Source organism: Micromonospora sp. NPDC051296 (genome assembly GCF_040682255.1).
Taxonomy (GTDB): Bacteria; Actinomycetota; Actinomycetes; order Mycobacteriales; family Micromonosporaceae; genus Micromonospora; species Micromonospora craterilacus.
The window spans coordinates 1-11,468 of sequence record NZ_JBFBAO010000229.1; the positions used below are offsets into that span (position 1 = coordinate 1).

Below are 11,468 nucleotides of genomic sequence, written 5' to 3' on the forward strand. Positions count from 1 at the left end.
TCGTTGTACGAGGAACCGACCTTCCCCGCGTACCCGAAGCCGGTCTTGTGCTGGATCAGCAGCCGCCAACTGTCGACCATCACGCCACCGCCTCGTCCCTCACGCCACTGCCTCCGGCACCCAGCTGACCGCCGAGGTCTGGCGGAAGTATCGGAGCGTCACCGCGTCGTTGACCTGCGAGCAGGTGCGCTGGAGGCCGTCCAGCACGGTGCCGAGGTCGCCGATCAGCTCGTCGGCGCCGCGGAACTCCAGGTTGGTGCGGGCCCGGCCGATGATCCGCTGGGCGTCGGTGACCACACCGGTGCGGCCCTTGCCCGGCCCCGACCCGCCCGAGCGTTCCAGCTCGTGCAGGCAGGACTCGGCGGCGGAGAGGGCGGCGAAGACCGAGCGGGGGAAGAGGCGGTCCAGCAGGAGGAACTCGGCGGCGTGCTGGTCGTCGAGGGAACCGCGATAGGTACGCAGGAACGTCTCCCACGCGCCGCACGAGCGCAGCAACGTTACCCAGGACGGGATGGCGGTGCCGGCCCGGGCATGGGTCAGCAGCAGACGGGCGGTCATGTCGACCCGCTCGATGCTGCGGCCGAGCACCAGGAAGTGCCAGCCCTCGTCCCGGCTCATGGTGGCGTCGCCGAGGCCGGCCAGCACCGAGCAGCGTTCCCGTACCCAGCGGAAGAAGGCGTGCATCCCCTGCTGCTCGACCCGGCGGCGGGTGGCCGGCAGCGCGTGCCAGGTGGCGTTGAGGCACTCCCACATGTCGGCGGAGATGGTCTCCCGGGCCCCGCGGGCGTTCTCCCGGGCGGCGGCCAGAGCGCCCACCACGGAGCTCGGGCTGCCCTTGTCGAGGCCGAGCAGGTCGACCACCCGGGCCATGGAGACGGGTTGCGCCGGCTGCGCCACGCCCATCACGGCGAGCAGCGAGCGGCAGGCCGCCTCCTCGTCCACCAGGGGGTCGGCGAGGATGCGGTGCAGGTGCACGTCGAGGATCCGGGCGGTGTCCTCGGCGCGTTCGGCGTACCGGCCGATCCAGTAGAGCGACTCGGCGATCCGGCTCAGCATGGCGTACCTCCGTCGAGCCGGCCCGCCTGCTGCTGTTGCTGCTGCTGGGCGGCCACCGGGCCGGCGTCCGGTCCGGGGTCGGGGCGGCGGGTCGGGGGTACGCCGCCCGCCGGCTCGTCCAGCGCCAGCCGGCCGCCGGCCGGCTCGTCCAGCGCCAGGGTGCCGCCGTCGCGTGGTGTCGGGATCAGCGTCGCGACGGCCGGCTCGCCGGCGCCGCGCGGTGCCGGGGCCAGCACCCAGGTGTCCTTCGAGCCGCCGCCCTGGCTGGAGTTGACCACCAGTGCGCCCTCCGGCAGCGCAACCCGGGTGAGGCCGCCGGGCAGTACCCGGACCTGCTGTCCGTCGTTGACCGCGAACGGCCGCAGGTCGACGTGGCGGGCCCGCAGCCGGTTGCCGACCAGGGTCGGCACCATGGACAGCGCCACCTCCCGCTGGGCGATCCACCCGCGTGGGTCGTGCCGGACCTGCTCGCGCAGCCCGGCGAGCTGCTCGTCGGTCGCCTGCGACCCGATCACGATGCCGGCGCCGCCGGAGCCGTCGACCGGCTTGAGCACCAGCTGGTCGAGCCGGTCCAGGACGTGGTCGAGGACGTCCGGATCCTCCAGCCGGTACGTCTCCACGTTGGGCAGGATCGGCTCCTCGCCGAGGTAGTACCGGACCAGCTCGGGAACGTACGTGTAGAGCAGCTTGTCGTCGGCGACCCCGTTGCCGACCGCGTTGGCGATGGTCACCCGCCCGGCGCGGGCGGCGTTGAGCAGACCGGCGACGCCGAGCACCGAGTCGGCCCGGAAGTGCACCGGATCGAGGAACTCGTCGTCGATCCGCCGGTAGATCACGTCGACCCGCTGCTCGCCCGCCGTGGTGCGCATCGCGACCTCGTTGTCCACGCAGACCAGGTCACGCCCCTCGACCAGCTCGACCCCCATCTCCCGGGCCAGCAGGGCATGTTCGAAGTAGGCGGAGTTGTGTACCCCGGGGGTCAGCACCACCACCGTCGGGTCGGCGGTGCCGGCCGGCGCCGCCGCGCGCAGGGCCCGCAACAACTGCCCGGGGTACGAGTCGACCTGCTGGATCCGGGTGGCCGCGAAGACCTCGGGCAGTACGTTGGCCATGGCCCGGCGGTTCTCCATGACGTAGCTGACCCCGGACGGCACCCGGACGTTGTCCTCCAGCACCCGGAAGGCGCCCACCTCGTCGCGGATCAGGTCGACGCCGGCGACGTGGACGCGTACCCCGTTGGGCGGGACGACACCGGCGGCCTCCCGGTGGAAGTGCGCGCTGGTCACCACCACCCGGCGGGGTACGACCCGGTCGGCGAGCACCTGCGCCGGCCCGTAGATGTCGGCCAGGAACGCCTCCAGTGCGCGGACCCGCTGCGCCACACCCGCCTCGACCACCCGCCACTGCTCGGCGGAGATGATGCGGGGCACGATGTCGAGCGGGAAGGGGCGCTCGACGCCCTTGAGCGCGAAGGTGATCCCCTGGTCGAGGAAGGCCCGGGCCAGCACCTCGGCCCGGCCGCCGAGTTCGGCGCTGGAGAGCGGCTGCAGCGTGGCATGCAGCGCCTCGTACGTCTCCCGGGGGACGCCCGCCTCGCTGAACATCTCGTCCCAGCCAGGGCCGAGGCGGTAGTCCTCGAACAAGTCCGCCATGGTCTGACGTTACGCCGATCTCGTTTCTGAGCGGTAACACAGCCGGCATGTCGATCACGTCATGCTCGGCCCGTTGATCGGCAGCGCCGCGGCGGCCTTCCTGCCATCATGATCAGTGGTAAGCCGCAGCGGGGACAGGAGACGGGCACGATGCCGAAGGCGTACTGGATCAACACGTTCCGCTCCATCACGGACCAGGAGAAGCTGGCCGCGTACATCGAGCTGGCCGGGCCGGCGATGCGCGCCGCGGGCGGCACGTTCCTGGCGCGCGGGCTGCCGGCTGCGGCGTTCGAGTCCGGGACCGTGGAGCGGACGACGTTGATCGAGTTCGACAGCGTCGAGGCCGCCGTCGCCGCCTACCACAGCCCCGCCTACCAGGACGCGCTGCGCGCCCTCGACGACGGGGCCGTACGCGACCTGCGCATCATCGAGGCGGTGTCCGAGACGCCCGCCTGAGCAGCACCCCGGCCACGTCGAACGAGGCACCCGTCCATCTGCATCGATGTCTGCCGACCACCGATGGTGTTGGTCAGCCTGCCACCGGCATCTAGCCTCGCCGCCTTTGCACTGCTTCAACCGACGCAACAGTCACTGCCTGCGTCCGCTGTTGCAGCGCGCTTGGTAATGGTCCGGTGTGCTGTCGCTGGTCAGCTGCCCTTGCGTGGGTTGAGGCAGAGCAAAGCATGTGCGGGGGTGACCGGCGACGACCGGCCACCGTTACGCAGAGTTGCAGTCACGCACGGTAATGGGATGGGCGCGGCTGGGGGTGGTTAAGGTATCGGGGATTGACAGCGGTTTACGGATTGGCCCACGATCATGAAAATTATCTCTACCGCCCATTCGTCGCGAACCAGGCTCGATCCGCCCGGCGCCCCGGTCACGGCCGCAGCCCTTCCCAGTCCGGTGCGCCGTGGTCGACCACCGCCGCCTCGATTGACAGGAGTGAGCGCATGGTTGTGCAGGAGCAACAACCTCCGGTGAGCGTCCCGGACGACCGGCCACCGAAGTGGACGCCGCAACGAATCGCCATCTGGGCCGGCATCGCGCTGCTCGGCGGGGTTGCCTGGTCGATCCTGGCGCTGGGCCGTGGCGAGTCGGTCAACGCGATCTGGTTCGTCTTCGCGGCCCTGTCCTCGTACGCGATCGCATACCGGTTCTACGCCCGGTTCATCGTCACCCGCGTCCTCCGGGCGGACGACACCCGGGCCACCCCGGCCGAGCGGCTGGAGAACGGGCTCGACTACAACCGCACCGACCGTCGGGTCACCTACGGCCACCACTTCGCCGCGATCGCCGGGGCGGGGCCGCTGGTCGGCCCGGTGCTGGCCGCGCAGATGGGCTACCTGCCGGGGACCATCTGGATCATCGTCGGTGTCATCGTCGCCGGCGCCGTGCAGGACCTGATGATCCTGTTCTTCTCGATGCGGCGCAACGGGCGCTCGCTGGGGCAGATGGCCCGGCAGGACATCGGCCCGGTGGGCGGGATCGCGGCACTCATCGCCGTGCTGGCAATCATGATCATGATCCTGGCGGTGCTGGCGCTGGTCGTCGTCAACGCGTTGGCCGAGTCGCCGTGGGGCGTGTTCTCCATCGCCATGACCATCCCCATCGCGTTCTTCATGGGCGTCTACCTGCGCTACCTGCGCCCCGGCCGGATCGTCGAGGTGAGCCTCCTCGGCTGCGGGCTGCTCATCCTGGCCATCGTCTCCGGCGGTTGGGTTGCCGCGTCGTCGCTGGCCCCGATGTTCGCCCTGGACAAGGTGACGCTGGTCTGGTGCCTGATCGGCTACGGGTTCGCCGCCTCCGTGCTGCCGGTGTGGATGCTGCTGGCGCCGCGCGACTACCTGTCCACCTTCATGAAGGTCGGCACCATCGGTCTGCTGGCCGTCGGCATCCTGGTCGCCGCGCCCAACACGACCATGCCGGCGTTCACCGACTTCGCCTTCAACGGCGCCGGACCCGTCTTCTCCGGCACGCTGTTCCCGTTCGTCTTCATCATCATCGCCTGCGGTGCGCTCTCCGGCTTCCACGCCCTGATCGCCTCCGGCACCACCCCGAAGATGATCGAGAAGGAGCGTCAGGTCCGCCTCGTCGGGTACGGCGGCATGCTGACCGAGTCGTTCGTCGCCATCATGGCCCTGGTCGCGGCGTGCACCATCGACCAGGGGCTGTACTTCGCGATGAACTCGGGCGCCGGCGTTACCGGCGGCACCGCGGCCGGGGCGGCCGAGTTCGTCAACGGTCTCGGTCTGGCCGGTGTCTCGATCACCGCCGAGGACCTGAACGCCGCCGCCGCTGCGGTGGAGGAGGAATCGCTGGTTTCGCGTACCGGCGGGGCCCCCACCCTCGCCATCGGCATCTCCGAGATCCTCAGCGGGATCTTCGGGGGCGCGGGCGCCAAGGCCTTCTGGTACCACTTCGCCATCATGTTCGAGGCGCTGTTCATCCTCACCACGGTCGACGCCGGTACCCGCGTCGGCCGGTTCATGCTCCAGGACACCATCGGCAACGTGATCCCGCGGTTCAAGGACACGTCCTGGAAGGTCGGTTCCATCCTGGCCAGCGCGATCATCGTCGCGGCGTGGGGATCGATCCTGCTGATGGGCGTCACCGACCCGCTCGGCGGTATCAACACCCTGTTCCCGCTCTTCGGTATCTCCAACCAGTTGCTGGCCGCGGTGGCGCTGGCGGTCTGCGTCACCATCCTGTGCAAGACCGGACGCGTCCGGTACGCCTGGGTGCCCGGCATTCCGCTGGCGTGGGACGCGGTGGTCACGCTCACCGCGAGCTGGCAGAAGATCTTCAGCGACGATCCGCGGATCGGCTACTGGGCTCAGCACACCCAGTACCGGGACGCGATCGCGGCGGGTCAGACCCAACTCGGTCCGGCGGCGAACCTCGACCAGATGGAGGCGGTGGTACGCAACACCTTCATCCAGGGGACGCTCTCGATCCTCTTCGCCGTGCTCATCATCGTGATCCTGGCCGACGCCATCCGCGTCTGTGTGGCCCATCTGCGCAGTGGGCGGATCAGCGACAGCGAGCACCCGCACGAACCGTCGAAGGTCTTCGCGCCGGCCGGACTCTTCGCCACCGCCGAGGAGAAGCGGATCCAGCAGATGTGGGCGGAGCACCGCCCCGAGTCGCCGGAAGCGCCGGCGGTCCTGGCCGGCCGCGAATGACCGGGTCACCCGACCGCCGCGAGCTGCGAGATCGGGGCTACGCCAGGTCCGCGTGGGCGGCCGTGGGCCGCAGCTGCCGGCACGTCCTCTGGTACGTCAGGGAGGTCGTCGGCGAGAACGACTACGAGCGGTACGTGAACCATCTGCGCCGCCACCATCCGCAGACCCGACCGGTCTCCCGGAAGGTGTTCGAGCGCGACAAGATCCAACGGCTCGAGACCGGACCGAACACTCGCTGTTGCTGAACCAGCGGCGGTTCCGGCGCCTCAGGCGGCGGCGGGCGGTGGCTTCCACCCCTCCGGGCGGAACCGCTGCCCGCCGTGCGGTGTCCTCCCACACGGAGGTGCACCATGATGAAACTGATGAGAACGGCCGTCGTCCTGCTGCTCGCCGCGGCGATCGGCCTGGCGATCCCGTCTCCCGCCCGGGCGGGCGGCTGGGCGACCACGCTGCTCGACCCGCTGCCCGCGCGCTTCGAACCCGGCATCACGTACACGGTGGGGTACTGGGTGTTGCAGCACGGCTCCCACCCGTACAGCGGTGTCCTCGGCACCACTGCGCTGCGGCTGACCGACGACGCCGGCAAGGTGGCCAGCTACCCCGGCAAGGCACTGCCGGAGGCCGGGCACTATGCCGCCGCGGTGGTCTTCGGCCACTCCGGCACCTGGCGTCTGTCCAGCGTGCAGGGCGTCTTCGCCGACTACGAGATCGGCGAGGTCGTCGTACCCGGTGGATTGACCGTCCGGCCCACCCCGACGCCGATGGTCTGGAATCAGGGGGAGGAGGACCACTGGGGTGTGGTCCGGCCGCCGTTGGCCGCGGACGCGAAGCCGGCCCGGAACACCGCCGGAGCCACCCCCAGCCCACCGCCGACGATCGCCGTGGGTGCCGGATCGTCGGGCGGGGGCTTCGCGCCCGGTGTGCTGATCGGCGGTGGCGTGCTGGCCGTAGCCATCCTCGGCGTGCTGCTGCTCTGGTGGCCGACACCGAGGCTGAGGCTCACGCAGTTCGTGCGGCGAAGCCGTCGCGCGTGACCGTACCGTCGACCCTGATCGACCGGCACCGCCAGACACCCGTCACTGGCACAGCAACCGCTCGGGCAGCGTTCGCCGCGGCGGGTCCAGGCAGAGCCTGACCAGGCCAGGGGCAGCCGACGGTGACGGGCTGGTCGGAGCCGGATCGGTGGTCGAGGTTGGCGTCGGGGTTGGCGTCGGGCTCGGGGTCGGGGTCGGATCGGCGGTCGGAACCGGGCTGATGACCGGCGTCGGACGGGCGGTCGGGAGCCGAGCCGCGATCGGTGAGGCGGTGACCGTTCGTCTCGGCGTCGGGACGGGTGAGCCCACCGCCGCCGTACCGCCGGTGTGCTGGATTGTCGCCGGGCCGGTCGGCGGCGCGCCCGGCCTGCGGTCCGGCGCCGTCGGGGTGGCGAGGCTGCTCGTGGTGGCGTGGTTGCTCAGGGTGGCACTGCCGACCGCATCCGGTGCGTCGGTCACCCGGATGCCGGCCGGGCTGGGCTGCGCCCGGTGTGGTGGGCCGTCCGGTTCCGGTTCCGAGGTGCCCGCGGTCAGCGTCGCGCAGGCGAACGCGACGACGACGGCAGCGGTCACCAGGCGACCGGACGGCAGCGCGGGCAGCGGGGCGTGATCCGGCTCGGCCGGTGCCAGTGGCGCCGGCCGAGCCTCCCGGTGGGCGTGCAGCAGGGCGTCGACCTGCGCGACGATCGTGGTGCGTTCCCCGATGGCGGTGGCCAGGGCGAGGGTGAGGTAGAAGCGGAAGTTCACCGTCGCGGCGGCGGGTACCAGCAGGCCGGCGAGTTGGCCTCCGTCGGTGGTGTGCAACAGGGTGAGGGGAACGGTGGGATGGTGCGCCGGTCCCACTACGTCCGGAAAGCGCCATTGCCGCCGGCGGTGCTGCCCGGCGAAGGCCACCCGGTGGTTGGTCACGACCGCCATGCCGGAGTCGACGACGCGCAGACCCCCGGGCAGCGCGGGGCCGAGTATGTCGCTGCCGGCCGGGCCGATGCTCAGCCCGGGTGCGGGTAGTCCGAGGATGTGTCGCGCCTTGGCCTCGACCAGCTCGGCGGCGGGCAGCACCCGGTAGACGACCTCGTCGTCGTCAAGGTCCACCGGTAGACCGGTGCGCGGCTGGAGGCACCCGAGGAAGCCGGTCGCCTCGACCCGCAGGCGAACCAGCTCGTCGTCGCGGCGATGCCAGGCCATTACGTCCATGTCGTACGCGCGCCGCCTGCGACGGTTCTCCCGCGCTGCCCAGGCGAGTCGCCACCGCAGCGGGGTCGGCGCCGGGATCACGCTTCTGGCGGATCGTTTCGCCGTCATGTCCTGCACAACCGTCCGCGCGACGACCAGGACACGCGTGGTGACCTCACCTTCCCTTTGTTCCCGAGAGCCCCGGAATTGTCCTCCTTCCGCCGGTTCGGAGGCGTTCGCCTCGGCGTCGGTCAACTATCCCGACCGGTACGTACGGGTGGTCGACGGGGCGGTCCGCTTCCGCTCAGTCGGGCCGGTGGTTGTTGCCGCGCCCGGCCCGTTGGATGATGTGCTCCACCCACCGTTCGAACTTGCTGCTGCCCCCACCGAGCAGGCCGGACAGCTCGTCCTCGGTGACCGCGCCCCGCGCGGCCAGCGACTCCACCAGTGTGCGTAGCCGCCGGTGGTCGCCCTCCTCGGTCGACCCGGCGCCGGAACCGCCGGTGCCGAGGTGGCGTTGCAGGTCCTGCAGGATGTCCATCATCTGCGGCAGCGTCTCGATGACCTGCGACAGACCGGCCTCGCGCGGGCTGGACGAGCCGCGTAGCTCTTGCAGGGTGAGCGCGACCGACATCGGGGTGACCACGTCGGCACCCTCGCCGAAGGCGTCGATGGCCCGACCGAGCTGCTTCTTGGCGAGGTCCACACTGTCCAGATCGGTGTGGTCGATGAGGATCACCCGCATCCCCTGCACGTCGAAGGGCAGCTGCTGGTTCTTCGCCAGCAGTTGCACGAACGGCTTGCGCAGCGCGTGCCGGACCGCCAGTTCGTAGAAGACGTTGGGATTCTGGTCGGTCAGGTCGGCGATGACCAGCTCGTTCTGGATGATGTGGTCCAGCACCTGAGAGGTGATCATTCCCGCGCGCTCGATCTCGTCGCCACGCACGGCTACGAAGCCCCGCTCCTCCACCACCGGGCGGATGACGTGGTTCAGGATCTGGTCGCTGCGTTTGCGGATGTCCGATCCCTCGGGGCCGATCGGCGCGATCACGAAACACGCACGACGTGTCGACTGCTCGTGTTCCTCCCCCATGGACACAGCGTAATGGAGGCCGGCGAAACGCGTTGTCAACCGGTCGGGGCCCGATTCCGGTCCCACCGGTCCCGGTGCGCGTCCAGCAGCCGCCAGGCCGCGGCCGCCGCCCGCGGGGTGACCGGCTCCGTGGCCCAATGAGCGAGCACGCCGGCCATGCCGTCCACCAGGTGCCGGCCCACCGGGGTCAGCCGCCGCTGCATGGTCAGCACCCGCACGGTTTCGGCAGCCGCCCTGGTCCACCGGGCGAACTCCACCTCCGCGCGGTGCTGCGCCGCGCCGGCACCGGACACCCGCGCCTGCCGGCGCCAGAAACCCGCCACCCCAAGATGGGCGTACGCCCCGTGCAGCAGCCCGTCCAGCGGCCGTGGGTCGGTCCGCCACGGTGCGTAGAACAGCTCCGGCGGCCCCGGCCCTAGCAGGGCGAACATGTCGGTCAACGCGGCCAGTTTGGCGTGCTGGATCTCGTGGGCCAGCACGACGGCCGCCGCGCGGGCGTCTGGCGGCAGTGACATGGCCACCGATCCGAAGGCGTGGTGGAACGTGCCGCTGCGGCTGCCGCGCCGGGGCGCGGGTATCGGCACCAGCGCGCTCAACGCGCCGGAGATCTCCTCGGCTACCGGTCGGTGGTGGTCGACCAGGATCCGCCACGCCCCGTCGAGGCGGGACCGCCACGGGCCGGTGAACTCACCGCCGATCCGGTGGCCGGTGCCGAGCCCCGGCACGTACCGCCAGGTACGGGTGTCCACTACCAGGGACAATGGCAGTCCGCCGTGTGTGAGGTCCAGCCGGGGCACCGGATGCCAACGCGGGTCGGTCGACCGGCCGTCGCCGATGTCGATCCGCTCGCCCGCGCCGTACGCCCGCGCGCGTCCGCCGACGACCCGGACCCGGGCGCGGGTGGCGGCGGCCGGGAGGGTCGCGGTGCCGAGGCCGGGCAGGTCCAACCGGCCGGTCGCGCCGGGGGCGAGCGGGACGTCGAGATCGGCGTCCGCGCCGGCGCGGACCGCGGCGGTCGCCGCCACCGCGGCCAGCAGCCCGGGGTACGCCTCCGCCGACCGTCCCTCGCTCAGCAGTGACGCGGTGCCGAACGCCCATGCGGCGACCGGCGGATGCCCGAACGCCGTGGCGCGCTGCTGGAGTTGAAACTCGGCCAGCATCTTGTACGCCGCCTCGACCGCCGCCCGGTCGGGATGCCCCGTCTCCTGTAGCAGCAGGATGATCGCGCGTACCAGCAACACGGATTTGCTGTGTTGCGCGGCCCGCAACCGGGCCACGGCGTCGGCACCGCCGCGCCCGGCGGCGAGCTCGTCGAGGACCGACCTCGGTATCCGGTGCGTGCTGACAATCACCGCGCCGCCCTGGGCAGCACCGCGAGGTCCCGGCGCACCGCGCGCCCGATGTGGTCGATGAGGGCGTACAGGTCGGGGCAGTAGACCGACGGGTTGTCGAAGCCGTTGCCGGCGCGGTAACGGTGGGTGCGCAGCCCGCCGCCGCACACCCGGCGCAGGTCACAGGTACGGCAGGTCGCGCACAGGGCGTCCAGCCCGGCCTGCTGCGACCGCACCGCCGGCAGGTCGAGGGCGTCGTCGAACGAATCCCGCAGCACGTGCAGCCCGGTGCGGGCCGCGCCGGCGTAGGCGGCGGCGAGCGTGTCGTCCATCTCGATCGCCCCGTCGGTCTGCACCACCGCCACCGCCACCGGACTGGTGCCGACCCCGGCCATCCGCGAGGCGCCACCGAGCAGCACCTGGATGATCTCGTCGAAGAGGCGGATCCGCACGGGCGGCCCGGGCGCGTGGTACCACTGGTCGAAGACCGTGATCAGCCACTGTGCGTACGGGGTCTGCCGAAGCTGCGGCGCGCGGCCGGGCGGGGGAGTGCTCCAGGTGCCGTGCGGCAGCAGGAAGTCGACCGTCGGCGGCCGGTGCGCCAGCAGGCTGCGGTACGTGACGATCGGGTCGTTGCGTAGGTCGACAGTGCACAGCAGACCGTTGAACAGGTGGGGGTGGTCCGCGGTCAGCCGGCGCAGGGCGGCCTCGACGCGTTCGTGACTGCCCTGCCCGTCGGGCCGGCGCCGGTGCCGGTCGTGCGCGGTGCGATCACCGTCGAGGCTGATGCTCACCCGTACGTCGAGGCGATCGAAGAGCCGCAGGTACGCCTCGTCCAGCCGGACGCCGTTGGTCTGCACCGTCACCCGGGCCGGCACCGGCGCTGCGCCATGTCGGATCGCCGACACTGCGGACTCGACCCGGGCGGGCCCGGCCAGCAAGGGTTC

General features: G+C 71.4%; 10 protein-coding genes. 4 read left to right on the top strand and 6 right to left on the bottom strand.

Annotated elements, in window-relative coordinates; translation table 11 throughout:
- Nucleotides 1-99: 99 nt before the first annotated feature.
- Nucleotides 100-1,056, bottom strand: coding sequence for an alpha-E domain-containing protein (locus tag AB0M52_RS22265; protein WP_363956760.1), 957 nt, complete (start codon nt 1,054-1,056; stop codon nt 100-102).
- Nucleotides 1,050-2,708 carry a circularly permuted type 2 ATP-grasp protein gene (locus tag AB0M52_RS22270; protein ID WP_363956763.1) on the bottom strand — a complete coding sequence of 553 codons (1,659 nt, stop codon included), beginning with the start codon at nt 2,706-2,708 and terminating at the stop codon, nt 1,050-1,052. Before AB0M52_RS22270 ends, AB0M52_RS22265 begins: the two co-directional genes overlap by 7 nt.
- A gap of 108 nt (nt 2,709-2,816) precedes the next feature.
- Here AB0M52_RS22270 and AB0M52_RS22275 point away from each other — a divergent pair, with 108 nt between their 5' ends.
- The 4 genes from AB0M52_RS22275 to AB0M52_RS22290 all read left to right on the top strand — a co-directional run bounded on the left by AB0M52_RS22275 (nt 2,817) and on the right by AB0M52_RS22290 (nt 6,924).
- The gene (locus AB0M52_RS22275) at nt 2,817-3,164 is read left to right on the top strand and encodes a DUF1330 domain-containing protein (RefSeq protein WP_363956766.1); all 348 of its coding nucleotides are present in this window, start codon (nt 2,817-2,819) and stop codon (nt 3,162-3,164) included.
- Between the two features lie 494 nt (nt 3,165-3,658).
- Nucleotides 3,659-5,890, top strand: coding sequence for a carbon starvation CstA family protein (locus tag AB0M52_RS22280; RefSeq protein WP_363956769.1), 2,232 nt, complete (start codon nt 3,659-3,661; stop codon nt 5,888-5,890).
- Nucleotides 5,887-6,135 carry a YbdD/YjiX family protein gene (locus tag AB0M52_RS22285; RefSeq protein ID WP_363956772.1) on the top strand — a complete coding sequence of 83 codons (249 nt, stop codon included), beginning with the start codon at nt 5,887-5,889 and terminating at the stop codon, nt 6,133-6,135. The genes AB0M52_RS22280 and AB0M52_RS22285 overlap by 4 nt, the downstream gene beginning before the upstream one ends.
- A gap of 117 nt (nt 6,136-6,252) precedes the next feature.
- On the top strand, nt 6,253-6,924 hold the full coding sequence (locus tag AB0M52_RS22290) for a hypothetical protein (protein ID WP_363956775.1): 672 nt from the start codon (nt 6,253-6,255) through the stop codon (nt 6,922-6,924).
- Between the two features lie 42 nt (nt 6,925-6,966).
- On the opposite strand, the gene AB0M52_RS22295 is transcribed toward AB0M52_RS22290, so the two are convergent.
- The 4 genes from AB0M52_RS22295 to AB0M52_RS22310 all read right to left on the bottom strand — a co-directional run.
- Nucleotides 6,967-8,226 carry a hypothetical protein gene (locus AB0M52_RS22295; RefSeq protein WP_363956778.1) on the bottom strand — a complete coding sequence of 420 codons (1,260 nt, stop codon included), beginning with the start codon at nt 8,224-8,226 and terminating at the stop codon, nt 6,967-6,969.
- A 175-nt stretch (nt 8,227-8,401) separates the two neighbouring features.
- Nucleotides 8,402-9,190, bottom strand: coding sequence for a hypothetical protein (locus tag AB0M52_RS22300; RefSeq protein WP_363956781.1), 789 nt, complete (start codon nt 9,188-9,190; stop codon nt 8,402-8,404).
- 35 nt (nt 9,191-9,225) lie between these two features.
- Nucleotides 9,226-10,542, bottom strand: coding sequence for an HEXXH motif domain-containing protein (locus AB0M52_RS22305; RefSeq protein ID WP_363956783.1), 1,317 nt, complete (start codon nt 10,540-10,542; stop codon nt 9,226-9,228).
- Nucleotides 10,539-11,468 (bottom strand): radical SAM protein (locus AB0M52_RS22310; protein WP_363956786.1); only part of this gene is annotated, 930 nt, incomplete at its 5' end. The genes AB0M52_RS22305 and AB0M52_RS22310, both read right to left, overlap by 4 nt.

Coding starts and splice junctions, on each gene's coding strand:
- AB0M52_RS22280 (WP_363956769.1), top strand. CDS start 3,659: ATGGTTGTGCAGGAGCAACAACCTCCGGTGAGCGTCCCGGACGACCGG.
- AB0M52_RS22275 (WP_363956766.1), top strand. CDS start 2,817: ATGATCAGTGGTAAGCCGCAGCGGGGACAGGAGACGGGCACGATGCCG.
- AB0M52_RS22270 (WP_363956763.1), bottom strand. CDS start 2,708: ATGGCGGACTTGTTCGAGGACTACCGCCTCGGCCCTGGCTGGGACGAG.
- AB0M52_RS22295 (WP_363956778.1), bottom strand. CDS start 8,226: ATGACGGCGAAACGATCCGCCAGAAGCGTGATCCCGGCGCCGACCCCG.
- AB0M52_RS22290 (WP_363956775.1), top strand. CDS start 6,253: ATGAGAACGGCCGTCGTCCTGCTGCTCGCCGCGGCGATCGGCCTGGCG.
- AB0M52_RS22300 (WP_363956781.1), bottom strand. CDS start 9,190: ATGGGGGAGGAACACGAGCAGTCGACACGTCGTGCGTGTTTCGTGATC.
- AB0M52_RS22285 (WP_363956772.1), top strand. CDS start 5,887: ATGACCGGGTCACCCGACCGCCGCGAGCTGCGAGATCGGGGCTACGCC.
- AB0M52_RS22265 (WP_363956760.1), bottom strand. CDS start 1,056: ATGCTGAGCCGGATCGCCGAGTCGCTCTACTGGATCGGCCGGTACGCC.